This window comes from Streptomyces sp. LZ34, assembly GCF_053890475.1.
Window position 1 is genome coordinate 7,798,155 of sequence record NZ_CM132680.1, and the last position, 22,641, is coordinate 7,820,795.

At 69.7% G+C, this 22,641-nt stretch carries 24 protein-coding genes, 1 other RNA gene and 2 pseudogenes; 17 read left to right on the plus strand and 10 right to left on the minus strand.

Features of this window, described 5'->3' with window-relative positions:
- Nucleotides 1-70: 70 nt before the first annotated feature.
- The 3 genes from ACWY4P_RS32575 to ACWY4P_RS32585 all read left to right on the plus strand — a co-directional run bounded on the left by ACWY4P_RS32575 (nucleotide 71) and on the right by ACWY4P_RS32585 (nucleotide 3,481).
- On the plus strand, nucleotides 71-1,378 hold the full coding sequence (locus ACWY4P_RS32575) for a serine/threonine-protein kinase (protein WP_456204101.1): 1,308 nt from the start codon (nucleotides 71-73) through the stop codon (nucleotides 1,376-1,378).
- Nucleotides 1,379-1,436: 58 nt separating this feature from the next.
- Nucleotides 1,437-2,549 carry a peptide chain release factor 2 gene (gene prfB / locus ACWY4P_RS32580; protein WP_456204102.1) on the plus strand — a complete coding sequence of 371 codons (1,113 nt, stop codon included), beginning with the start codon at nucleotides 1,437-1,439 and terminating at the stop codon, nucleotides 2,547-2,549.
- Nucleotides 2,550-2,803: 254 nt separating this feature from the next.
- Complete coding sequence (locus tag ACWY4P_RS32585) at nucleotides 2,804-3,481, plus strand: hypothetical protein (RefSeq protein WP_456204104.1); 678 nt, start codon at nucleotides 2,804-2,806, stop codon at nucleotides 3,479-3,481.
- Between the two features lie 186 nt (nucleotides 3,482-3,667).
- On the opposite strand, the gene ACWY4P_RS32590 is transcribed toward ACWY4P_RS32585, so the two are convergent.
- Nucleotides 3,668-3,862 carry a hypothetical protein gene (locus tag ACWY4P_RS32590; RefSeq protein WP_456204106.1) on the minus strand — a complete coding sequence of 65 codons (195 nt, stop codon included), beginning with the start codon at nucleotides 3,860-3,862 and terminating at the stop codon, nucleotides 3,668-3,670.
- A gap of 330 nt (nucleotides 3,863-4,192) precedes the next feature.
- Between ACWY4P_RS32590 and ftsE the strand changes: the two genes are divergently transcribed.
- The 5 genes from ftsE (at nucleotide 4,193) to ssrA (ending at nucleotide 8,038) form a co-directional block, all read left to right on the plus strand.
- The gene (ftsE, locus tag ACWY4P_RS32595; RefSeq protein ID WP_456213140.1) at nucleotides 4,193-4,882 is read left to right on the plus strand and encodes a cell division ATP-binding protein FtsE; all 690 of its coding nucleotides are present in this window, start codon (nucleotides 4,193-4,195) and stop codon (nucleotides 4,880-4,882) included.
- A 9-nt stretch (nucleotides 4,883-4,891) separates the two neighbouring features.
- Nucleotides 4,892-5,803 (plus strand): permease-like cell division protein FtsX, encoded by a 912-nt coding sequence (gene ftsX / locus ACWY4P_RS32600; RefSeq protein ID WP_456204107.1) that lies wholly within the window; start codon nucleotides 4,892-4,894, stop codon nucleotides 5,801-5,803.
- A gap of 68 nt (nucleotides 5,804-5,871) precedes the next feature.
- Nucleotides 5,872-7,074 carry a S41 family peptidase gene (locus ACWY4P_RS32605; protein ID WP_456204108.1) on the plus strand — a complete coding sequence of 401 codons (1,203 nt, stop codon included), beginning with the start codon at nucleotides 5,872-5,874 and terminating at the stop codon, nucleotides 7,072-7,074.
- A gap of 18 nt (nucleotides 7,075-7,092) precedes the next feature.
- Nucleotides 7,093-7,572 (plus strand): SsrA-binding protein SmpB, encoded by a 480-nt coding sequence (gene smpB, locus ACWY4P_RS32610; protein ID WP_456204109.1) that lies wholly within the window; start codon nucleotides 7,093-7,095, stop codon nucleotides 7,570-7,572.
- A 96-nt stretch (nucleotides 7,573-7,668) separates the two neighbouring features.
- Nucleotides 7,669-8,038, plus strand: a transfer-messenger RNA (tmRNA) gene (ssrA, locus tag ACWY4P_RS32615).
- 105 nt (nucleotides 8,039-8,143) lie between these two features.
- On the opposite strand, the gene ACWY4P_RS32620 is transcribed toward ssrA, so the two are convergent.
- Complete coding sequence (locus ACWY4P_RS32620; protein WP_456204111.1) at nucleotides 8,144-9,034, minus strand: helix-turn-helix transcriptional regulator; 891 nt, start codon at nucleotides 9,032-9,034, stop codon at nucleotides 8,144-8,146.
- A gap of 104 nt (nucleotides 9,035-9,138) precedes the next feature.
- Here ACWY4P_RS32620 and ACWY4P_RS32625 point away from each other — a divergent pair, with 104 nt between their 5' ends.
- Entirely contained in the window at nucleotides 9,139-9,837 is a 699-nt protein-coding gene (locus ACWY4P_RS32625; RefSeq protein ID WP_456204112.1) for an SDR family NAD(P)-dependent oxidoreductase, read from the plus strand.
- A gap of 243 nt (nucleotides 9,838-10,080) precedes the next feature.
- Here the strand turns inward: ACWY4P_RS32625 and tgmC are convergent, their stop codons facing one another.
- Genes tgmC through tgmA form a run of 3 tightly spaced genes read right to left on the minus strand, consistent with a single transcriptional unit; the run spans nucleotide 10,081 to nucleotide 13,005 of the window.
- The gene (tgmC, locus tag ACWY4P_RS32630; protein WP_456204113.1) at nucleotides 10,081-11,256 is read right to left on the minus strand and encodes an ATP-grasp peptide maturase system methyltransferase; all 1,176 of its coding nucleotides are present in this window, start codon (nucleotides 11,254-11,256) and stop codon (nucleotides 10,081-10,083) included.
- Nucleotides 11,234-12,220, minus strand: a complete 987-nt coding sequence (gene tgmB / locus ACWY4P_RS32635) for an ATP-grasp ribosomal peptide maturase (protein ID WP_456204114.1) — start codon at nucleotides 12,218-12,220, stop codon at nucleotides 11,234-11,236. Before tgmB ends, tgmC begins: the two co-directional genes overlap by 23 nt.
- A gap of 5 nt (nucleotides 12,221-12,225) precedes the next feature.
- Complete coding sequence (gene tgmA, locus ACWY4P_RS32640; RefSeq protein WP_456204115.1) at nucleotides 12,226-13,005, minus strand: putative ATP-grasp-modified RiPP; 780 nt, start codon at nucleotides 13,003-13,005, stop codon at nucleotides 12,226-12,228.
- Between the two features lie 437 nt (nucleotides 13,006-13,442).
- On the opposite strand from tgmA, the gene ACWY4P_RS32645 reads away from it, so the two are divergent.
- Nucleotides 13,443-14,408 (plus strand): hypothetical protein, encoded by a 966-nt coding sequence (locus tag ACWY4P_RS32645; RefSeq protein WP_456204116.1) that lies wholly within the window; start codon nucleotides 13,443-13,445, stop codon nucleotides 14,406-14,408.
- Complete coding sequence (locus tag ACWY4P_RS32650) at nucleotides 14,405-14,947, plus strand: N-acetyltransferase family protein (RefSeq protein ID WP_456204117.1); 543 nt, start codon at nucleotides 14,405-14,407, stop codon at nucleotides 14,945-14,947. Before ACWY4P_RS32645 ends, ACWY4P_RS32650 begins: the two co-directional genes overlap by 4 nt.
- 118 nt (nucleotides 14,948-15,065) lie before the next feature.
- Here ACWY4P_RS32650 and ACWY4P_RS32655 read toward each other — a convergent pair whose 3' ends face one another.
- The gene (locus tag ACWY4P_RS32655) at nucleotides 15,066-15,884 is read right to left on the minus strand and encodes an NAD(P)H-binding protein (RefSeq protein WP_456204119.1); all 819 of its coding nucleotides are present in this window, start codon (nucleotides 15,882-15,884) and stop codon (nucleotides 15,066-15,068) included.
- A 93-nt stretch (nucleotides 15,885-15,977) separates the two neighbouring features.
- On the opposite strand from ACWY4P_RS32655, the gene ACWY4P_RS32660 reads away from it, so the two are divergent.
- Entirely contained in the window at nucleotides 15,978-16,349 is a 372-nt protein-coding gene (locus ACWY4P_RS32660) for a winged helix-turn-helix transcriptional regulator (RefSeq protein WP_456204120.1), read from the plus strand.
- A 230-nt stretch (nucleotides 16,350-16,579) separates the two neighbouring features.
- Here the strand turns inward: ACWY4P_RS32660 and ACWY4P_RS32665 are convergent.
- Nucleotides 16,580-16,997 (minus strand): annotated as a pseudogene (locus ACWY4P_RS32665) (LacI family DNA-binding transcriptional regulator); the annotation flags it as partial.
- A gap of 393 nt (nucleotides 16,998-17,390) precedes the next feature.
- Between ACWY4P_RS32665 and ACWY4P_RS32670 the strand changes: the two are divergent.
- The 4 genes from ACWY4P_RS32670 to ACWY4P_RS32685 all read left to right on the plus strand — a co-directional run bounded on the left by ACWY4P_RS32670 (nucleotide 17,391) and on the right by ACWY4P_RS32685 (nucleotide 20,083).
- Complete coding sequence (locus ACWY4P_RS32670; RefSeq protein ID WP_030224351.1) at nucleotides 17,391-17,594, plus strand: cold-shock protein; 204 nt, start codon at nucleotides 17,391-17,393, stop codon at nucleotides 17,592-17,594.
- A gap of 180 nt (nucleotides 17,595-17,774) precedes the next feature.
- Nucleotides 17,775-19,265, plus strand: a complete 1,491-nt coding sequence (locus ACWY4P_RS32675) for a DEAD/DEAH box helicase (RefSeq protein WP_456204121.1) — start codon at nucleotides 17,775-17,777, stop codon at nucleotides 19,263-19,265.
- Nucleotides 19,266-19,350: 85 nt separating this feature from the next.
- Nucleotides 19,351-19,701, plus strand: a complete 351-nt coding sequence (locus ACWY4P_RS32680) for a CBS domain-containing protein (protein ID WP_456204122.1) — start codon at nucleotides 19,351-19,353, stop codon at nucleotides 19,699-19,701.
- Between the two features lie 61 nt (nucleotides 19,702-19,762).
- The gene (locus tag ACWY4P_RS32685) at nucleotides 19,763-20,083 is read left to right on the plus strand and encodes an SCO5918 family protein (protein ID WP_456204123.1); all 321 of its coding nucleotides are present in this window, start codon (nucleotides 19,763-19,765) and stop codon (nucleotides 20,081-20,083) included.
- Between the two features lie 125 nt (nucleotides 20,084-20,208).
- Here the strand turns inward: ACWY4P_RS32685 and ACWY4P_RS32690 are convergent, their stop codons facing one another.
- Complete coding sequence (locus ACWY4P_RS32690; RefSeq protein ID WP_456204124.1) at nucleotides 20,209-20,583, minus strand: hypothetical protein; 375 nt, start codon at nucleotides 20,581-20,583, stop codon at nucleotides 20,209-20,211.
- Nucleotides 20,584-21,278: 695 nt separating this feature from the next.
- Between ACWY4P_RS32690 and ACWY4P_RS32695 the strand changes: the two genes are divergently transcribed.
- Complete coding sequence (locus ACWY4P_RS32695; protein WP_456204125.1) at nucleotides 21,279-21,623, plus strand: MerR family transcriptional regulator; 345 nt, start codon at nucleotides 21,279-21,281, stop codon at nucleotides 21,621-21,623.
- On the opposite strand, the gene ACWY4P_RS32700 is transcribed toward ACWY4P_RS32695, so the two are convergent.
- Nucleotides 21,624-21,836, minus strand: a complete 213-nt coding sequence (locus tag ACWY4P_RS32700; RefSeq protein WP_456204127.1) for an SDR family NAD(P)-dependent oxidoreductase — start codon at nucleotides 21,834-21,836, stop codon at nucleotides 21,624-21,626. It lies immediately after the preceding gene.
- 301 nt (nucleotides 21,837-22,137) lie between these two features.
- Nucleotides 22,138-22,629: pseudogene (locus ACWY4P_RS32705) on the minus strand (LacI family DNA-binding transcriptional regulator); the annotation flags it as partial.
- Nucleotides 22,630-22,641: the final 12 nt, after the last annotated feature.

Below are 22,641 nucleotides of genomic sequence, written 5' to 3' on the forward strand. Positions count from 1 at the left end.
GGCCCCCAACGCGCCGGTAGCCGCGTAGCTTTGTCGCCAACGCGCCCCTGTCGGAGGAGTCGGAGCAGTCTTGTCACGGAAGATCGGCAGCCGGTACACCGCCAACCAGGTCCTGGGCCGCGGCAGTGCCGGCACGGTGTGGCTGGGCGAGGGCCCCGAGGGCCCGGTCGCCATCAAGCTCCTGCACGAGGAGCTCTCCTCCGACCAGGAGCTCGTCGGCCGCTTCGTACAGGAGCGCACCGCGCTGCTGAGCCTGGACCACCCCCGGGTGGTCGGCGTGCGCGACCTCGTGGTCGACGGAAACGACCTGGCCCTGGTCATGGACCTGGTGCGCGGCACGGATCTGCGCACCCGACTCGACCGCGAGCGGCGGCTGGCCCCCGAGGCGGCGGTCGCCATCGCCACGGACATCGCCGACGCCCTGGCCGCGGCCCACGCGGCCGGGATCGTGCACCGCGACGTCAAGCCGGAGAACGTCCTGCTGGACATGCAGGGCCCACTGGGCCCCGGCGGCTCCCACCCGGCCCTGCTCACCGACTTCGGCGTGGCCCGCCTCGTGGACGCGCCGCGCCGGGCGCGCCCGCAGTCCAACGCCCAGGGGCGGGTCCAGAACCCGCGCAGCGTCATCGGCACCCCGGACTACCTCGCTCCCGAGATCGTCGAGGGGCTGCCGCCGCGGGCGAGCGTGGATGTGTACGCCCTCGCCACGGTCCTGTACGAGCTCCTGGCGGGCTTCACCCCCTTCGGCGGCGGCCACCCCGGCGCGATCCTGCGCCGCCATGTGACGGAGACCGTCGCGCCGCTGCCCGGCATCCCCGACGAGCTGTGGCAGCTGCTGCTCCAGTGCCTCGCCAAGGCGCCCGCCTCCCGGCTGCGCGCCTCCGAGCTGGCGGCGCGGCTGCGCGAGCTGCTGCCGTCGCTGGCCGGCTACCCGCCCCTGGACATCGACGAGCCCGACGAACCCGGGGCCGAGCCGGAGGGCCGGTACGACGAGGCGCCGGCGCCGCGCCGCGCCCCGGCCGCCGAGGAGCAGCCGCGGCGCCGCGGTGCGGTGCCGCTGGTGCCCGGGGCGGTGCCCGACTCCAGCCGGGAGACGCACACCAGCATGCGGGTGCCCAGCGCGGACGAGCTGGCCGGGGGCCCGCACGGCACCGCGCGCGCCCCCCGGGTCAGCGGCCAGCGCCGCGCGGGCTCGGCCCGCAACCGGCCGGTCTCGGAAGCGGTGCGCCGCCGCCGGGTCAGGCTCGCGGTGGTCGCGGGCGCGCTGCTGGCCGCGGTGGGGATCGGCGGCTGGCTCGCGTCGGGCGGCGACGACGACGGCGGTGAGACGCCGAAGGGCGGCGAACACTCGGCCCCCGCGGACCCCGGCGCCCCCTGAAAAGGGGCGCCGGTCGCCCGTGCGCCCGGTCGCCCGTCCGGCCGGTTACGCTGGTGCCGTGGCAGTCGTCGATGTATCCGAAGAGCTGAAGTCCCTCTCCTCGACCATGGGGTCGATCGAGGTCGTCCTGGACCTCGACAAGATGAGGGCCGACATCGCCGTGCTCGAGGAGCAGGCGGCGGCCCCCTCCCTCTGGGACGACCCGGAGAGCGCGCAGAAGATCACCAGTCGGCTCTCCTATCTGCAGGGGCAGCTGCGCAAGGCGGAGGAGCTCCGCGGCCGCATCGACGACCTCGAAGTGCTCTTCGAGCTCGCTGAAGCCGAGGACGACGCCGACACGCGTGCCGAGGCCGAGGCCGAGCTGGAGTCGGTGCGCAAGGCGGTCGACGAGATGGAGGTGCGTACCCTCCTGTCCGGCGAGTACGACTCCCGCGAGGCGCTCGTGAACATCCGCGCCGAGGCCGGTGGCGTGGACGCCGCCGACTTCGCCGAGCAGCTCCAGCGGATGTATCTGCGCTGGGCCGAGCGCCATGGCTACAAGACCGAGGTGTACGACACCTCGTACGCGGAAGAGGCCGGCATCAAGTCGACCACCTTCGCCGTCCAGATCCCGTACGCGTACGGCACCCTCTCCGTCGAGCAGGGCACCCACCGCCTGGTGCGCATCTCGCCGTTCGACAACCAGGGCCGCCGCCAGACGTCCTTCGCGGGCGTCGAGGTGCTGCCCGTCGTCGAGAAGACCGACCACATCGAGATCGACGAGTCCGAGCTGCGCATCGACGTCTACCGCTCCTCGGGCCCCGGTGGCCAGGGTGTCAACACCACCGACTCCGCGGTGCGCTTGACCCACATCCCGACCGGCATCGTGGTCTCCTGCCAGAACGAGCGCTCGCAGATCCAGAACAAGGCGTCCGCGATGAACGTCCTCCAGGCCAAGCTGCTCGAGCGGCGCCGCCAGGAGGAGCAGGCCAAGATGGACGCGCTCAAGGGCGACGGCGGAAACTCCTGGGGCAACCAGATGCGTTCGTACGTCCTGCACCCGTACCAGATGGTCAAGGACCTGCGGACGGAGTTCGAGGTCGGCAACCCCCAGGCGGTGCTCGACGGCGAGCTGGACGGTTTCCTGGAGGCGGGGATCCGCTGGCGTAAGCAGCAGGAGCAGCAGAAGTAACGCCAGTTGGTCACAGTCCTGTACCCATGCATCCGCCAACCACCTCCATAGCGGACATGTCGTGCGCAATGACCTTGACGGTCATATGAAAAATGGGAAAGCTGACGCGCGGCATGCGTATGACTGGGGCGCGTGTGAACGGGGCTAGCGGACCGCCTTGTGTGGCCGGTCCCGCGGATCAGAACTCCCCGCAGATCGTTGCTCCGTGCATAGCTGCTCCATTGACGAGTACAGCTACTGGGGGTAGCAGGCAGATGACGAAGAAGACGCGGCTCCGCGTCGCGCGGATCGCGGCCGGCGCCGTGATAGCCGCCGGCGCGTCGCTGACGGCGGCGGGCGCCGCATCGGCCGTAGGCATCGACGTCGGCATCGGCGGCGTGGAGGCTTCGGTCAACGCGGACGACAAGGGCGTGGACATCGGCGTCGGTGTCAAGAACCCGACCGACGACCCGACGGTGATCCCGACGGGCGACCCGACTCCGACGGACGAGCCGACGGACCCGCCGACCACCAACCCGCCGACGGACGACCCCACCACCAACCCGCCCACGACGAACCCGCCGACCGGCGACCCGACGAAGCCGCCGACCGGCGAGCCGACGGGCAAGCCCACCGGCAAGCCCACCGGCAAGCCGACCGCCGAGCCGACCAAGTCGCCCGGCACCGGCGGTGGCGGCGGCAGCGACGACTCCAACACCTGCACGGTGGAGCTCGACGGCACCGCCTGCGAGGACAACACCGACACCGACAGCGCCGGCGCCAAGCCGGTCGAGCAGAGCAAGCCCAAGGAGGAGCTGGCCAAGAAGGAGGAGCTGGCCGAGACCGGTGCCTCCGAGACCACCTTCCTGCTGGTCGGCGCCGCGACGATGATCGCGGGCGGCATCGGCTTCCGCCTCATGCCGCGTCTGGTCAACCGCAAGACCGCGGCCTGATCGCGCACCCGGCCGGACCGGGTGCGGCGCAGCGACGCGAAGGGGCCCGGAGTGCGGCGTCACTCCGGGCCCCTCGTACGTGTTAGGTCAAACACACAGCTGAAAACACACAGCTGAAAACGCACCTCTGAAACGCACCGCGCTCAGCCGTGAGGGTGCCTAGCGCACCCGAGCCGCTACAGTCAGTTACACCGTGGCGACCTGGTGGGCGAGCAGGGCCACGGCGATCAGCGTCACCAGCAGCGCTATCAGGGCGGCCGGCGTCAGCCCGCCGAATCCGCCGGCCTGCTGCAGACGCTCCCTGTTGGCCCGGCAGACCGGGCAGCGGCCCTCGCTGACGGGGCTCGCGCAGCTGGCGCAGACAAGCCTGTCATACGTCATGCGCTCTTCTCCTCCCGCGCGGCGATGCCGCAGTAGACATGGGGCCAACGCTCTGGGAAATGTGTTGGTTCCCCTTCCACTGTGCCAGCTTCCGCCCGGTTCGGCGCGCCCCGCACGATTCCGCACCGCATCCGTACCGGTTCCGTAGCTGTTTCGGACAGCCCAGCGGGAGGGTTGTCAACCGTTTGCCCCCAATAGTGCCGTGAATAAGCGCACCAACCCCCGAACGGCGACTGCAAGCTCGCGCGCGGTTCGCGTATGGTCACGCTCACCGACGGGAGCCGCCGCGCGGCCACCCGTACCCCTACCCAGGTCGACCGTGGTGCTTCAGTGATCCGATTCGACAACGTAACCAAGACCTACCCCAAGCAGAACCGTCCCGCACTCCGGGATGTCTCTCTCGAGATCGAGAAGGGGGAGTTCGTCTTTTTGGTGGGCTCCTCGGGGTCGGGCAAATCCACCTTTCTGCGCCTGTTGCTGCGCGAGGAGCGCGCCAGCCATGGCGCGGTCCATGTGCTGGGCAAGGACCTGGCGCGGCTGTCCAACTGGAAGGTGCCGCAGATGCGCCGCCAGCTGGGCACGGTTTTCCAGGACTTCCGGCTGCTCCCCAACAAGACGGTGGGGGAGAATGTGGCCTTCGCGCTGGAGGTGATCGGCAAGCCCCGCGTCGCCATCCGTAAAACCGTCCCCGAAGTGCTGGACCTGGTGGGACTGGGCGGAAAACAGGACCGTATGCCCGGCGAGCTCTCCGGCGGTGAGCAGCAGCGGGTCGCGATCGCCCGCGCGTTCGTCAACCGGCCGATGCTGCTGATCGCCGACGAGCCGACCGGAAACCTGGACCCGCAGACCTCCGTCGGCATCATGAAGCTGCTGGACCGGATCAACCGGACCGGGACCACGGTCGTGATGGCCACGCACGATCAGCAGATCGTCGACCAGATGCGCAAGCGCGTGATCGAACTTGAAAAGGGCCGTCTCGTGCGCGACCAGTCCCGCGGCGTTTACGGCTACCAGCACTGAAAGGACGCCATGCGCGCCCAGTTCGTCCTGTCGGAGATCGGCGTCGGTCTCCGCCGCAATCTGACCATGACCTTCGCGGTGATCGTCTCCGTCGCGCTCTCGCTCGCCCTGTTCGGCGGGTCCCTGCTCATGCGCGAGCAGGTGAGCACGATGAAGGGTTACTGGTACGACAAGGTCAACGTCTCCATCTTCCTGTGCAACAAGCAGGACAAGGAGACCTCGCCCAACTGCTCGAAGGGCGCCGTCACCGACGCGCAGAAGAACGAGATCCGCTCCGAGCTCAAGCAGATGAACATTGTCGAGAGCGTCCAGTTCGAGACCGCGGAGCAGGCGTACAAGCACTACAAGGAGCAGTTCGGCGACTCGCCGCTGGCCGACTCGCTGACCCCGGACCAGATGCAGGAGTCCTTCCGGATCAAGCTCAAGGACCCCGAGAAGTACAAGGTGATCTCCACCGCCTTCGCCGGCCGCCCCGGAGTGCAGGAGGTCCAGGACCAGAAGGAGCTGGTCGACGACCTCTTCAACCTCCTCAACGGCATGAACTACGCGGCGCTGGGGGTGATGTCGCTCATGCTGATCGTCGCGCTGATGCTGATCGTCAACACGGTGCGGGTGTCGGCGTTCTCCCGCCGCCGGGAGACCGGGATCATGCGGCTGGTCGGCGCGTCCAGCTTCTATATCCAGATGCCGTTCATCATGGAGGCCGCCATCGCGGGCCTGCTGGGCGCGGGCTTCGCCTGTGTGCTGCTGGTGAGCGGACAGTACTTCCTGGTCAACAACTGGCTGGTGAACCGGATCGACGTGATCAACTTCATCGGCTGGGACGCGGTGCTGGCCAAGCTGCCGCTGGTGCTGGCGATCGGGCTGCTGATGCCCGCCCTCGCGGCGTTCTTCGCGCTCCGCAAGTACCTCAAGGTGTGACATTCGTCCAGGGCGCCGTACCTCACAACCGCCGGTACGGCGCCCCGTGTTGCCCTACACTCACCGGCATGTCGGGCCCGTGTTTGTTCGTCCGGCCCCGCCGCATTCGCCGTGGGGCCACCCTGACGGTGGTCTTCGTGAGCGTGCTGGCCACGGGGGCCGCCGTCGGCTCCTGGGGTGCCGAGGCCGAGGACGGCCGGGACCCGGCCGCCGCCCGGATACCGTCCCGCTCCGTGTCGAGCACCGTCGAGAGCGACGAGGTCAAGGCGGCCGCGGCGGAGGCCGAGGAGGACGGCAAGTCCGGCTCCAAGGCCGCCAGGGAGGTGGTCAGCCGCAGCGGGGACCGATGGGGCGCGGTCTACAGCGCCCGCGAGTACGAGGGCTTCCGCCGCAATCTGGACGGCGAGTACGTGGGCGTGGGGATCTCCGCCCGCCTGGGCCCCGCCGGCCGGATCGTGGTGGACCGCGTCCAGCCCGGCAGCCCCGCCCAGAAGGTCGGCATCCGGGCCGGTGACCGGCTGCGCACCGTCGACGGCCGGCCGGCGACCGGCCGCCCGGTCACCGAGGTGGTGTCCTGGCTGCGCGGCGGCGCGGGCGAGGCCGTGGGCAGCCGGGTCGAGGTCGGGTTGCAGCGCGGCGAGCGCGGCTGGCAGCAGACGCTGCGGCGGGCGCGGCTGGCCACCGAGCCGGTGACCGTCGACCGCCTCGCCGATCAGCGTCCCGCCGCCGTCCGGATCAAGGTCGAGGCCTTCACCAGGGGCGCGGGCGATCAGGTCCGTCGCGCGGTGCGGGCCATCCCCGAGGGCGAGGGGATCCTGCTCGACCTGCGCGGCAACTCCGGCGGCCTGGTCTCCGAGGCCGTCACCACCGCCTCCTCCTTCCTCGACGGCGGGCTGGTCGCCACCTACGACGTACGGGGGGAGCAGCGGGTGCTGGAGGCCCGGCGGGGCGGCGACACCGGCTCCCCCCTCGTCGTCCTCGTCGACGGCGGCACCATGAGCGCCGCCGAGCTGCTCACCGGCGCGCTCCAGGACCGCCGCCGCGCCGTGGTCGTCGGCTCCCGGACCTTCGGCAAGGGCTCCGTACAGATGCCCAGCGAGCTCCCCGACGGCTCGGTCGCCGAGCTCACCGTCGGCCACTACCGCACCCCCACCGGGCGCGGCGTCGACGGCAAGGGGATCACCCCCGACCTGTCCGTCCGCGGCGACGACGAGAAGAGCGCCGAAACGCGCGCGCGGACAGTATTGAGTGGCCTCGGGGGCGGGTCATAGTGCGAGAATGACAGCGCTATGGCTAAAGAGACGGGGCGCAAGCTGATCGCGCAGAACAAGAAGGCGCGGCACGACTACCACATCCTTGACACCTACGAGGCCGGCCTGATGCTGACCGGCACCGAGGTCAAGTCGCTGCGGCAGGGTCGGGCCTCGCTGGTGGACGGCTTCGCGCAGCTCGACGGCGGCGAGGCGTGGCTGCACAACGTGCACATTCCGGAGTACAGCCAGGGCACGTGGACCAACCACGCGGCCCGCCGCAAGCGCAAGCTGCTGCTCCACCGCGCGGAGATCGACAAGCTGATCGTGAAGACCCAGGAGAGCGGGCACACCCTGGTCCCGCTGGCGCTGTACTTCAAGGACGGCCGGGCCAAGGTCGAGATCGCCCTGGCCAGGGGCAAGAAGGAGTACGACAAGCGGCAGACCCTACGGGAGAAGCAGGACCGGCGCGAGTCCGACCGGGCGATCTCCGCGGCGCGGCGGCGGCAGCGGGCCTGACCGGGGGGAATACGCTGGCATGGTCGTGCGTTGTTCGCGTACGATGAGGCTGCACCCCCGGTAGAGGAGTGCGGCAACACCTTGAAAAAAACACATGGGGATGATCGGTTTCGACAGCGGCTGTCGAAGCAGGGGAAGCGAGCCGAGGAAGCGGCAATGATCTCGTTAACCATATGCCGAAACCTATAATCGCCAACACCAAGCGCGATTCCTTCGCCCTCGCTGCCTAAGTAGCGACTTGCGAAGTGTCAGCCCGGGGCTGTTCCCGACCCGGATCCTGGCATCAGCTAGGGGACTAAACCACTAGGTCCGGCCACGGGGCCTGGTGGGAAATCAAACAGTGGCTGAGCCCGTCGGAGACTTGTCCGCGTGATCTCCGGGGCTGAGAAAAGCACAGCGGACTGCGCTCGGAGAAGCCCTGGTTCCGCACCGTTGGACGCGGGTTCGATTCCCGCCATCTCCACTCATCCCATGTACGACGAGGGCCCCGCGGTCAGCAGACCGCGGGGCCCTCGTCGCGTTGTCTCGCCGCTCTACTGCGGTTCAGCCGGTCGGGCGGCTCGTATCCCGCCTACCGGCGTGTGTGCGAACTGTTCGTGGTGACCCGAGGGCCGGCGATCGCGGCGAGCTGCAGCTTGGTCTCGTCCGCGCTGCCGGGCACGGCAGTCATGACCACAATCTTGAGCTCGGAATCACCGTCGGTCAGCACATCGCAGTCCACTGTGACCGGCCCCACCGAGGGGTGCTCGATTGTCTTATGGTCCTCACGGTGAGCGGCCACCGTACCGTTCGCCCACAGTTCGGCGAATCGCTGGTTGCCCGCACTCAATACGCGAATCAGCTCTGCCAGGCGCGTGTCGTGAGGGAAGCGGCCGGTGGCGCGGCGCAGGTCGGACACGACGGCGGCGTCGGTGGCGTCCCTGTCCAGTTCGGTCACAGGCCATAGGCCGAGGCGAACAGGACCTGTAGCTACCGGGAACCTCTCACGGGCGAAATTGCGCAGCTGCGGCGGCACCGACGAGGGATCGCCGAACAGCGCGGCCCAACTGCGGTTCCACCAGATCAGCTGCCAGTCCGCCGCGAACACGGCGACCGCGACGTCCCCGAGCCGGGTGAGCACGCGGTGAACGCCGGGTGGGATGTGGCCGGAGATCGCGCCGTCCGCCGGCGGGACGAGCTGGGCCAGCCGGTACAGATGATCCCGCTCAGCGGTGGACAGCTGCAGGGCGCGGGCCACAGACGCCACCACCTGTGCCGAGGGCGTCGTGGCCCGCCCCTGCTCCAGGCGTACGACATAGTCGACCGACACGCCGGCGAGTTCGGCGAGCTCCTCGCGGCGCAGCCCGACCGCGCGGCGTGCCGGGCCCACCGGCAGCGCCGCGGCCGACGGGGGCAGCCGATTCCGCCACGTACGGATCATTGCCCCCAGCCCGGCCCCGGGTGTCGTCGTCATGATGTCCATCTTCCTGCGTCTCGGTCATCGAGGGTGGTGCCGATGGTGGTACTGCTGTTCCTACCGTTGAGGCGTCCCTGGCCGGGTGCCACGGGTGGACGAACACTGGATGCATGACGATCACCTTCATTACAGGAGCGAACAAGGGGCTTGGTCGCGAGACCGCCCGCCGCCTGATCGAACTCGGTCACACCGTGCTTGTCGGAGCCCGCAACCCCGAACAGGGCGCGGAAGCCGCCGCCGCGCTCGGCGCGCGGTTCGTCCCCATCGACGTGACCGACGACGCATCCGTCACCGCCGCGGCCGCGGATGTCGCCGAGCACGAGGGCTCGATCGACGTTCTGATCAACAACGCCGGCATCCACGGCCCCGCCGGTGATCCCAGGACCCTGACCGGTGCCGACGCCCTCGGTGTCCTCGACGTCAACCTCGCCGGTGTGGTCCGAACGACCACCGCGTTCCTGCCGCTGCTACGCCGATCATCAGACCCGGTCATCGTCAATGTCAGCAGCGGAATGGGCTCGCTCGCCTTCACCCACGACCCGTCGCGGGTCGAGTCTGTTGCCATCGCGCCGCTCTACAGCGCCTCGAAAGCGGCGCTCACGATGCTGACCACCCAATACGCCAAAGCGCTGACAGACATCCGCATCAATGCCGCCGATCCCGGCTACACGGCGACCGACCTCAATGGCCACAGCGGCCCCCAGACCGTCACCGAAGGGACGGACGCGATCGTCGGCCTCGCAACCGAAAAGCCCGGCGCCGGCTCCGGGCGCTTCGTCGATCGAACCGGTGAGATCGCCTGGTCGTGAACCCGGAAGACATGTTGCTCGGCGGGCCTCGGTGTCGTAGTGGTTATCAGCCCGGATCGCCCGCCCAGAACTCGAGCCGACGATTGCGGGGACTTCCACGGTCGCGGTGAAACCGGGTCGGCGGTTGGCCGACCGAGGCCAGGGCCACGTTCTGTGTTTGTGACCTTCGGTGTACCCAGTATTGCAGTTCGTGTATGACGAGGGCCCCGGTCAGCCGACCGCGGGGCGCTCGTCGCGTTGAGCTCAGCTGAGGCGGTGTTCCCAGCGCAGCGTGGGCTTGTCACCGATCCAGTATGTGTGGGAGCGGGGGGTGACGCGGAGCCGCACGGTGCTGATGTCCGGGCATCCGGCGTCCTGCCAGGCGAGGAGCGCCTGCTCGATGTCGTCCCACAGCGCCACCGGTCCGCCCTGCCGGACGGTCCAGCCGGAGCCGTTCTCGATGAACGCGGCGAAGGATTCACGGTCGGCGTCGAACACGTAGAGCCGCTGGGTGCCATCGCCCCGGGCGGCGCGGACGAGCTGGGCGCCGGGCGCGGCGAGCTGGGTGAGGAAGGCGGGCATCCATTCCTCCAGCAGCGTCGGCGGCACCTTCGCCTCGCGCTCGCTGTCGGCGTAGGCAGTACGCGCCGACAGGTCTCCCGCGAGAGGTGCGGTGGCCTGGGAGCGGGCCTGCATGAACGACGACTCCCCGATGATCTGCCCCTCGGCCGTGCCGTCCTCGTTCACGGTGACCTTGGCGAGGCCGGTGCCGTACGCCCACGCACTGGGGGCGAGGGTGGTGAGGATGATGCCGCCCGGTTTGGTCTGGCGTACCCAGGTGTGGGGGACGCGGCGCACCGCGCACGTGGCGATGATGCGGTCGTAGGGCGCCCGGCGAGGGTGGCCGAGGAGCCCGTCACCGATGATCGTCCATGTGGAGTATCCGGCGGCTTCCAGGGCGGCATCGGCACGGGCAGCCACGCTCGGGTCCACCTCGACCGTGGTGACGCTGTCTTCTCCGAGCCGGTGGCACATCAGGGCGGTGGAGTAGCCGGTGCCGGTGCCGATCTCCAGGGCGGTGTGACCGTCCTCGACGTCCAGGGCCTCGATCATGCCGACGACCGTCACGGGCGTGGTGGACGACGACGTAGGCACGCCGGGGACGGGCTCGGCGGCCTGGTCGGCGGTGAGGTGCCCGTCCAACTGCGTCACGAGGGACTCGTCGCGGTAGGCGATCTCGGCCCATTCCTTCGGGTCGGTACCGAGCGCGGTCACGGGCCGCCAGCGCCCGCCGTCGACGGGCAGGAACACGCCGGGCTGGAGGAACAGCTCACGGGGCACGGCCTCGACCGTCGCGCGCCACTTCGGGTGGGTGAGCACTCCGGCCTCCTGGAGCCGGGCGGCAAGGGCGCGCCGTTCAGGGGCAGTCTCGGGCGTCATCGGGATTGTCTCCTTGATCGAGTAGGTCAGCGAAGGCGGCGGCCATCGGCAGGCCGGTCTTCTCCTCCAGCCACCCCCATTGGCCGTTCGGGTTCAGCTCCAGCCAGTGGGGTTCGCCGTCGCGGTCGAGGGCGAGATCAAAGCTCCCGGACGGGAGGCCGAAGTGGTCGAGGCAGGCGAACAGCGCCTTCTCCAGCCGACCCGGCAGGTCCACCACGCTGTACGACAGGGCGGAGTAGTCCTTGCGCCAGTCCAACAGGCTGGAGTCGATGCGGACGGCGAACGACCGCCGGCCGACGACCAGCACCCGCAGGTCCGCCGCCTTGTCCACACGGGCCTGGAACAGGTGCGGCGCCACGGCCACGGTGTCGTCCACTTCGTCGGCGGTGACCGGCTCGGCCCAGCTCGTAAGGCCGACGCCGTCTCGCTCGTACGGGGTCCATCGCAGCGTCTTGGTGATCACATGCCCGTGCGCGATGAACCGTTCTACCTCGCCAGGGTCGTTGGTGACCAGGGTTGCGGGCACGGTGAGGCCTAACCGTACGGCTACGGCGAGTTGGGCGGGTTTGTAGTCGGCTGCCGCGATCCGGGCGGGGTGGTTGACCCACAGGGGACCGTCGAGGGCGTAGAGGGCGCCCGCGAGCCCGTAGCGGACCTGCGCGGCGGCATAGCGCGCGTCGCCCGCATCCAAGTGCTCGAAGGCGGGCCAGACGGGGCGGCGCCAGTACACCGCTCGTACGTGCTCCAAGTCGGCGGTCCTCGACGGGGTACGGAACCGCCCGGCCACTGGGGAGGAGGCCGGGCGGCCACCGAACCGAGCCGAGACCGTCAGCTCCCCGGCCGGGAGGTCTGCGGGGTTGAAGCGGACCACCGGAACACCGCGCTCGTTGAGGTGAGTGATCACCATGTCGGCAGTGATGTCGAGCGGTTCCGTGACCACCAGGACCGGGCTCGTGTCGGCCATCGGGGTCAGTCCTGCTGGGAGTCCTGGTCGTGGCCCGCGTCGTTGCGGGAGTCCAGGTTCGTCACGGTCGATGTCGATGTGGCGGAGCTGGTGCCGTGCTTGCCCATCTCGACCACTAGGCCGTCGCCGTCGCGGAACACGCCGGTCTGGGTGTCCGGGTCGATGGTGACAGTGGTGAACGGCATGTGCGCCGATGTGGGGTACGGGCCGAGGCGACGCAGGCCCCAGGGGCGGATGGAGGCGGGGTGGCTGGGAGCGGTGCACGTGGTCATCGCTTCTCCGATCGGGTGGATTGGATGTGGCGTGCGTGGGTGGATCGTGGCGGCGGTGGGCGCGGTGGCGCACTCGGCCCATACGCCTTTGCCCCATGGTCTGGTGACGACGCCCCACCGGCTGGAGAGGGCTTCCACCACAGCCATGCCGCGCCCGGACTCGGCCGTCTCACTCGCCTGGCTGACGCGGGGGACGGTGCGGGACCGGTCGAACGTCGAGATGCGGACCAGGTGATCGCCGGGGCGTTCGACCTTGAGGCGGAAGCAGCCGCGCTGCTCGGGATCGGGGATGGAGCGGGTGGCGTGTCGGATGGCATTGGTGGCCAGCTCGGAGGCGATCAAGCGGGCGTCGTCCACAAGGTCCTCCAGCCCCCATGCGCGCACGGTTGCAGCGACAGAAAGGCGTGCGATGCCCACGGACCTCTCGGTGCACGGGAGCGACTGGGAGTAGGCCGGATGGCCTGTACCGGTGTGGGCGAGCGGTGGGGGATTCCTGGTCATTGTCGCGGTCATTTCGTGGGTCTTCTGGTGAGTGGGTGCTGCGTAACACTCAGTAAATGCACGGGAGCGCACCGCGTTTAGGGCATGGCCAAACCCCCCGCCCGCACGCACCCGGACTTTTTTGTCAGCCCTTGACCCGGTTTCTTGGCGGGCTGTGCGCGCCTGTCTACCGTGGGGGCATGGGAAACCAGGCGCTTCAAATGGCCATGGATGATGCTGGATTAACACAGGAGAAGCTGGCCGAGGCGGTCAACAAGGCCATCGAGGCGATGACCGGCAGACCCGGCCGGATCAGTGACCGGGTGGTGCGGCGGTGGCTGAGCGGCCAAACCCGCTGGCCCCACGAACTCCAACGCCGCGCCCTCGCAGCGACACTGGGCCGGGAACCGGTGGACTTGGGGTTCGTTCCCCCGCCGGGCCGTTGCCCTGTCGCCCCTCGGGAGGACAACGTGAACCGCCGCCAAGCCCTCGCCACAGGAGTCGTCCTGGGCGCAGTTGTAGCCGCACCGGCAACTGCCACCCCCTACCGCGTCGGCATGAGCGACGTACGGGCCCTGCAAGGCCGGTTCGCCAAGCTCGTCGCCGCCGACCACAAGAAGGGCGGGGACAAGGAGACTGAGGCCGCTGCCCTGACCTTGGCGGATGAAGCCCTTGCCCTGCGGCAGCGCGGCTCGTGCTCCCAGCGCGTCAGGCGCGTCCTGTACGCCACGGCCGCCGCCTGTGTGTCCAGCGCCATGTGGGCCGCCACCGATGGACGTCGTTTCGACGCGGCCCTACGGCATCACGAGCGGGCGGCCAGCCTTGCCCAGGAGTCCGGCGACCAGGCCATCCTGTTCCGCATCTGGTCCCACAAGGGCAGTCTCTACCGCCACCTGGGCCGACCCGCCGATGCCCTGGACGCCAAGGACGTTGCCCGCCGCCTGTCCATCACCCGCCGCGACCCGCTGTTCGCGTCCCTCGGCCATGCTCGGCACGCCGCGATCCTCGGCCTGGCGCGGGACAAGGCGGGCCTGGACCGTGCCTTGGGCCGTGCCCGGGATGCGATGCTTCGGGCTGACCCCGGCGAGTGGCGACCCCTTTGGTTGACCGCTTTCTACGACGAAGCCGAAGTGCACAGCCTGGCTGCTACCGCGTACCTGGCCGCCGGCCGGGGGGCCGAAGCCGAGGCGCACGCCCATGCCTCTCTCACCTTGTTCCGCCCCCATCTCGTCCGCTCCCGGTCCATCACGACCGCCCGCCTGGCCCGCGCCCAGCTCGGGCAGGGGGAGGCGGAGCGCGCCGTGGCCACTGCCGCATCCATCGACGCGGAGCACCCTCGGGTGCGGGCCATGCTCGACTCGTTCACCTGTGACCTCCGCCGGGTCGCTCCCGGCCCCCTTTACGACTCGTGGGAGCAGCGGTGGAAAGCAGCGTGAGCCTCGTCCGCATCGGCGACGCCGAGTCCGTGTGGGATGACCTGGTAGGCATCTACAAGGAGTGCTGGGCGCACAAGCTCCACCTACCGCACTACGCCCCCGAGACGTTCGGAGAGCGGCTGCGCCGACACGCCGCCGAACCGGGTTGGGAGGCCGTGGTGGCGTACGACTCGGGCGAGCCCATCGGCTACCTTTACGCCAACCGGCTCGTCGGAGCGGATGACCGCTGGTGGCGCCGCACCCGCCCGGAGCCCGAGCCGACCGTTACGGGGGCTTTTACGGTCGCGGTGAAAGAGATGATGGTCCGCCAGCAGTGGCGCAGGCAGGGGCTCGCCCGCAGGCTGCATGACGAGCTTCTGGCCGGGCGGCTCGAGACGCAGGTGTCCTTGATGGTGAACCCGCTGAACCAGGGAGGGAAGGTGCAGACCCTCTACGTGTCGTGGGGATACCGAGCGGTGGGCGCTGCGCGGTCTTCGCCGGAGGCGCCGGTCCTGACGGTGATGGTGCGCCCTGTGCGGCCCGAGGTGGCCTCCGGGTAGTACGGAGGCCTGTCCCCGCAGCACATCTTCCATCTCGTGGTCCTCGCAACACCCCGGTTCAAGGGATGTGATGGACTTCAATATCCGGGAGATCCGGCATAGGGCCAGGTGTCGCGGGTCATTTGAACGCCGCGATGTTGCGTGTCGCCCATTCGGCGAAGGCTCGGGGCGGGCGGCCGAGGAGCCGCTCGACGTCGGGGCTGGCGCGCTGCTCGGCGGCGGATGGTGCGCCGAGGGCACCGAGGGTGGCCTCCACGACCGGCTCGGGCATGTATCCCAGCATCTGGTTCCGCGCCTCCGCGCGGCTCTGCTCAACGAACCGCACCGGCTCGCCCAGGGCGTCCCCGATCGCCGCGGCCTGCTGCCGGGGTGAGATCGGTACCGGTCCGGTCAGCGTGTAGATGTTGCCCCCGTGGCCTGGCTCTCGCAGTGCGACGGCGGCGACTTCGGCGATGTCGGCCGGGTCGATGGCCGGCAGCGCGACGGCGCCGAACGGCGCCGCGACCACCCTTTGTGTGCGGACGGAATCGGCCCATTGGAGCGTGTTGGAATTGAAGTTGCCCGGCCGCAGCATCGTCCATTCCAGCCCCGACCGCTTGACGGCGTCTTCCAGAACCGAGGGGTGGCGTTGCGTGCCCACGCCCTGGGAGGACAGCAACACGACCCGCCGGGCGCCGACCTCCCGTACGACGGTCATGACGTCGCTGAGATCGCCGTTCGCCATGAAGTCGGGGGAGGTCAACAGGAACAGCGCTTCGGCTCCATGGAGGGCGGGCTTGAGGCTCTCCGGCTCGGCCAGGTCGGCCTGGTGGCACCGAACCCCCGCCGGTACTTCGCTCACCTTCCGAGAGACGGCCGTCACTTGCTCGCCCGCTTCGACGAGGGCCTGTACGAGCGGCCGCCCGACATTCCCCGTAGCTCCCGTCACCACAATCATGTTCGCTCTCCTGTCCCGAGTTCCGTGCTGTGCCGGACTCGGCGAGGCTACTGTCGAAGAGCTAGTAGGTACCTATAGGAAAGTGAGGGTGGCGTGATCAAGAACACAGCAGAGGTCCCTCCGGAGCAGGCCTGCCCGATCACTCCCGTGGTCGATATCGTCTTCAGCCGGTGGACCACGCCGATCCTGTGGGTGCTCAACGCGTACGGGCGGCAAAGGTTCGTGGAACTGGAGCGCCGCATCACCACGATCACGCCCAAGGTGCTGACCCAGCGGCTACGACGGCTGGAACGCGACGGGCTTGTCGTGCGTACCTATTACCCCGAGGTCCCACCCCGGGTGGAGTACGAGATCAGCGACCTGGGGCGCAGCCTGGCACCACTGTTCGCGACACTCGCCGAATGGTCCGTCAACCTGGACAAGGTCGAGCAGGCACGCCTGAACTACGACGCCAAGCAACAGTAGGCCGACTCGAGCACGGGGCGTTCCTCCCCGCCGAGCCTTTGGTCAGCGGACCGCGGGGCCCTCGTCGCGTTGTGGGACGGCGTACAGCCTCGCCATCAGCAGGGCGACGCACTGCTCGGCGAGGTCGCCGGACCGGCCGTCGCCGGGATCGCCGGGGTCGGGGAGGCTGGGGTCCGGGAGGACGACGCAGACGGGTCCGGCCGGGCCGGTGGTGTCCCCGGCGTTCAGGGAGCCGACGAGGACGCAGGGCCGCCCCCGGCCGCGCAGCAGTGGCAGCTGGGCGTCGTGGGGGCGGGCGTCGGTGATGATGAAGCCGTCCGCCATGGCGCTGTCCGCGACCCGGCGCAGCCCCTCCTCGCCCTCCTCCTGGGTGAGCAGCAGGACGTCGTGGTCGTGGCGGCGGGCGGCGGTGACGACCTGGGCGGCGAACCGCATCGCACCCGCGATGTCGCCGCCCTCGCGCAGCGGGGTGACCAGCGCCAGCACCCGGGTGCGGCTGCCGGCCAGGGCGCGGGCTCCGGCGTGGGGGCGGTAGCCGAGCTCGCGGATGCTGGCGTGGATCCGCCGCCGGGTGGCCTCGGAGATGGGCCGCTTGCCGCTGAGGGCGTAGCTGACGGTGCTGGGCGAGACCCCGGCGTGCCTGGCCACGTCCGTTGCCCCGCCGGAATCGCCATGTGGCCTTCGTCTCGTTTCGGGGTCTCGGCGCGTTCGTCGGCATCTCGTCCGCCGGTGACGACAGCGGCGCGTACAAGCCGTTGGAGGAGGTCACAGCGCTGTGAGCGGAAAGGCTCGACGGCAACACCGCACCCCGGAAAACAATATCTGTGGTTGCGAAGTGAGAAACCGACGCGGCGCGCGAGAAATATTCCTGAGGCGGCAGGCGGTGTGGAATTTTTCACCGCGCAGGGCCGATGTCGACGTGCTACTGTCCACATGAGTTGCAGGTGTGGTTGCCAGAAGATTTTTCCGACGGCTGATCATCACGGCGACACGGAATCCGCACAGGGCGTATTCCTGACACCGCCTCCGAAGGAGAAACAAATGGCTACTGGCACCGTGAAGTGGTTCAACGCGGAAAAGGGCTTTGGCTTCATCGAGCAGGACGGCGGCGGCGCCGATGTCTTCGCCCACTACTCGAACATCGCCGCCCAGGGCTTCCGCGAGCTGCAGGAAGGCCAGAAGGTGTCGTTCGACATCGCGCAGGGCCAGAAGGGCCCGACGGCCGAGAACATCGTTCCCGCCTGACGCACCGGCACTGACGCTTACTTCGCCGTTGGGGCCCGCACCTTGGGGTGCGGGCCCCAGCTCGCTTTATTTTCAGGGTGATTCACCCCTGCCATTTCCGGCTCGTTCTCGCGATTCTCTGCGCCGCTCAGTTTGCTGCGGGAATTCCTTGATACGTGCCCACGTCGAGGAAGGTTCCGCATGAACCGCACCCGCACCGCTCGCGCACGCACAACTCGCACATATGGCCGCTTCGGAGGAAGTACTGTCGCAGGCCGCTCCGGCGTTCCGCGCCGTTCCAACGGTTACGGAAACCGACAGGCCGCGCAGGGCGAGTTCGCGCTGCCGAAGACGGTCACGCCCGCGTTGCCCGCTGTCGAGTCGTTCGCCGATCTCGTCATGCCGGCGCCGTTGCTGACCACGCTCGGCCACGAAGGCGTGACCGTACCGTTCCCGATCCAGGCGGCGACCCTGCCGAACTCCCTGGCCGGCCGTGACGTACTCGGTCGCGGCCGCACCGGGTCGGGCAAGACCCTCGCCTTCGGCCTCGCGGTACTGGCCCGTACGGCGGGTCGGCGCGCCGAGCCGCGCCGGCCACTGGCCCTGGTCCTCGTCCCCACCCGTGAGCTGGCCCAGCAGGTCACCGACGCGCTCGCTCCGTACGCCCGCTCCGTGAGCGTGCGGCTCGCCACCGTCGTCGGCGGAATGTCCATCGGCAGGCAGGCCGGTGCGCTGCGCGCCGGTGCGGAGGTGGTCGTCGCGACGCCCGGTCGGCTCAAGGACCTCATCGACCGGGGCGACTGCCGGCTCGTCGACGTCGGCATCACGGTTCTCGACGAGGCCGACCAGATGACCGACATGGGCTTCATGCCCCAGGTCACCGCCCTGCTCGACCAGGTGCGCCCCGAGGGTCAGCGGCTGCTCTTCTCGGCCACCCTGGACCGCAACGTCGACCTGCTGGTCCGCCGCTACCTGACCGACCCGGTGGTCCACTCCGTCGACCCGTCGGCCGGTGCCGTCACCACGATGGAGCACCACGTACTCCACGTGCACGACGCGGACAAGCACCGCACGACCACCGAAATCGCGGCCCGGGACGGCCGGGTCATCATGTTCCTGGACACCAAGCACGCCGTGGATCGGCTGGCCAAGCACCTGCTGAACAGCGGTGTCCGCGCCGCGGCCCTGCACGGTGGCAGGTCCCAGCCGCAGCGCACCCGGACCCTGGCGCAGTTCAAGGACGGTCACGTCACGGTCCTGGTGGCCACCAATGTCGCGGCCCGCGGCATCCACGTCGACAGCCTCGACCTGGTCGTCAACGTGGATCCGCCCAGCGACCACAAGGATTACCTGCACCGTGGCGGCCGTACGGCCCGCGCCGGCGAGTCCGGCAGCGTCGTCACCCTCGTGACCCCCGGCCAGCGCCGCGCCATGAGCCGGCTGCTGGCTTCGGCCGGAATTACCCCGCACATCACCCCGGTCCGCTCGGGCGAGGCGGAGCTGAGCCGCATCACAGGTGCCCAGGCGCCCTCCGGCGTCCCGGTGGTCATTGCCGCGCCGGTCGTGGAACGCCCCCGCCGCACGTCTTCGCCCTCTCGAGACCACCGGGGCCGCACCGGCAAGGGCCGACCCGTCGGCGCGGGGGTGCGCCGCAGGGCACAGCGGCGGCCCGGCAACGACTCGGCTGCCTAGGCCCGGCGCGGTCCCCGGGGCCACGGTGGCCTCCCTGGAGCCGCAATGGTCACCAAGCCGATCAGCCTTTACCGTGGGAGCACTCTTGACGCCAGCTCAGACGCAGTACCGCATGCCGGACCCCGCCCCCGCGACCGTGGTCGACGACATCGAAGCGTACGGGCCTCGGGTTTGTGACGACATGACCGTCGAGGTGGCTCTGGCCGTCATGGCGGGTGCCCGTGTCGAGTACCTGACCGTGTGCGACAGGGACGACCAGAGCACGGGCTTGATCACCCTGGTCCGGCTCACCGTTCTCCGCGACAGTTCCTCGTACACGGACCGGATCCGTCTGCGGGACGTCCTCGACGGATCGCTGCCCTCGCCCGGCGCCCGCCCCGGCGGCGTTGGTGAAGTACGGCCGAGTTCCGGGCGTCTCCTCGCCCTCTTCCACTGATCCGCCCCGCCCCGGACAGCCCGTTCGCCTTCTCTCCGCGACTTCTCCCCTGTGAGGCATCATGCGCTGTGTCATCGCCCGGTACCCGTTCGACCTGACCAAGACGGGGGTGCTGGCCTTGATGAAGGGCGTCAGGCCCGAGCTCGTCACGGGTGAGTCCGTGACTATCGGCCGCCGCCGCTACCCCGTCAAGCAGGTGGGCCACGTCATCACGCGACAGGACCGCCGTGACTTCACCGTCCGCGAAGTCACCCGGGCCATGGCGCGCCTCGGCTTCACCTGCCACGACCGCCCCGATGCCGCGCCCGTGGGCGTGGGCGTTCCCACTCCGCTCCGGACCGCGTCGGCACTGCTCGGCGGCGCCGGCCCCGTGGGCGTATGAGGACGGGCGGGAAACCGCCCTCAGGATCCCGGTGGGGCCCTGCCGACGCGCGTCGGCAGGGCCCCACCGCTGTGTCGTCGTCCGCTCGGAAACTCCTGGCCGGGCAACGGGGCAAAGACAGCATCTCACCGGTCGAAGTAGCTGAGATCGCCCACGGTCCATGCGCTGACGTCCTTGATCGCGACTCTGTACATGCCGCCCGTCTCTGGGATCCCGAGGCTGCCCTGCAGGATCCGGGCGAGATGAAAGTGCAGATACGTGGGCGCCTCGCCGCGACCGGGCCGGTTCTCTCGCGGCCCGCGGGCGAAGACGTCGGAGAACGGGCCGAGACGGTCCGAGTCCTCGAGGACCTCCGCCACCCGCTCCCTCCACACGGCCTCGGGAGCCAGCCGACCGGTGATGACAGCACCACCGACGACCACGGTCAGCGACATCTGATTGCTTCGTTCGGACTCCACCGCGGCGGAGATGGCGACGAGCAGCTCATCAGGGTTCGACATGACAGCACAGCTTATTCAGCCGACTGTCCCCGAACCGCCCCGCGGGCGTGAAGCGGTTGCGCGGGCGACAGAAGGCGGCTCCTGATCAAGCGGTGAGGGCCGATCCGCCGCCGTATCGCCGAGCGCGACGACTTGCGTGAGTCATTGTGGCAGGTGGCAGGGTTCTTCTCCCACCGGGATAGCAAAACCTACTCTTGGCAGAGTAGACATTCGGCCCTGTCGTGGTTACGCTTCATCTCGTAGACAGACACGGTCGAATGAGACCCGCCAGACACGAACTGGCGGGTGGCTGAACACGAAGTTCGCAGGTCAGTGCGGCTCTCGAGCCTCGAAGCCAAGGTGTTCCCAGAACGGTGACGGGACTGGGAGCCGTACTGGGCGGCTCGCACGTCGAGGAGCTGCCAACAGCAGTACCGGTTCACGCAGTGGTTGGTTCGGAGAGGAACGGAGGAGCAGACGCCATCAGGATCGCCCGGCCCGAGAAGCACTCGGCCCGGGTACCGCAAGACCCCGGAATGGATGGTGGTCCCCGGTCACGCAGCTGCGATCCCCCGCTCCCTCCCCCTCTGTCGGGCCGGGTAGCGGAAACAGAAGGTCGGCACAGCAGTAGGGCCGACAGATGGTGTTGAATTCCCTTCGGGGCCCTGGTGCCGTACGGCACCAGGGCCCCTCGACGCGTTGCACAGCGAGGTGACATGACAGCGGACAACCCTCTTGGTGATCGTCTGGACGACGACGACTACCCCGCATACACGATGGGCCGGGCAGCCGAGATGCTCGGCACCACCCCGGGCTTCCTCCGAGCCATCGGTGAGGCTCGTCTGATCACTCCGCTCCGCTCGGAGGGAGGACATCGCCGGTACTCCCGCTACCAACTGCGGATCGCCGCTCGCGCCCGCGAGCTCGTCGACAGGGGGACCCCGATCGAGGCTGCCTGCCGCATCGTCATCCTTGAGGACCAGCTCGAGGAAGCTCAGCGCATCAACGCCGAGTACCGCCGTGCCGCGAGCGAGGCGGCGGGCGGTTCCGGTTCCGGCTGATCACGTGGTCGCGGGCCGTATCGAGACGGCGGCCTTGTCGGTCACGTCCATCTCGAGCGGGAGCACCACGTCGCCGTAGGTGGCGGCCAGCTCGTCAAGGCTTCCGGTGTTCCGGGCGGTCGCGGCCACCTTGTCGCCGCGAGACAGGGCGGCCCCGACGAAGCGGCGGCCCAGGCCGCGCGACGAACCGGTGACGAACCAGATCTTGCTCACGATGTCTTTCCGCTCTGTCGTTGCCGGCTGTTGCGCCAGGTACCTGATCGACCACGAGACACCGGCGACGGATCCCCGTGACAGCGCACCTATGTGACGCGCGCCATACACAGGCGCCGACGGCCAGCCGGGTGTTCGGTCAGCTGGCCGCGGCGTCCTCGTCGCGTTGGGGAGCTCGGAGGGCGGGGGCCAGCCCGGCCATCAGCAGGGCGACGCACCGCTCGGCGAGATCACCGGGCTCGGGCGGCCCGGGCCGGGCCCCAAGGCGGCCGTCGCCGGGGTCGTGGGGGGCGCCGGGGTCGTCGAGGCCGACGCAGACGGGTCCGGTCGGGCCGGTGGTGTCCCCGGCGTCCAAGGAGCCGACGAGGACGCAGGGCCGCCCCAGGCCGCGCAGCAGTGGCAGCTGGGCGTCGTGGGGGCGGGCGTCGGTGATGATGAAGCCGTCCGCCATGGCGCTGTCCGCGACCCGGCGCAGCCCCTCCTCGCCCTCCTCCTGGGTGAGCAGCAGGACGTCGTGGTCGTGCCGCCGGGCGGCGGTGACGACCTGGGCGGCGAACCGCATCGCCCCCGCGACGTCGCCGCCCTCGCGCAGCGGGGTGACCAGCGCCAGCACCCGGGTGCGGCTGCTGGCCAGGGCGCGGGCTCCGGCGTGGGGGCGGTAGCCGAGCTCGCGGATGCTGGCGTGGATCCGCCGCCGGGCGGCCTCGGAGATCGGCCGCTTGCCGCTGAGGGCGTAGCTGACGGTGCTGGGCGAGACCCCGGCGTGCCTGGCCACGTCCGTGATCCTGACCATGGAGCCCCCTCC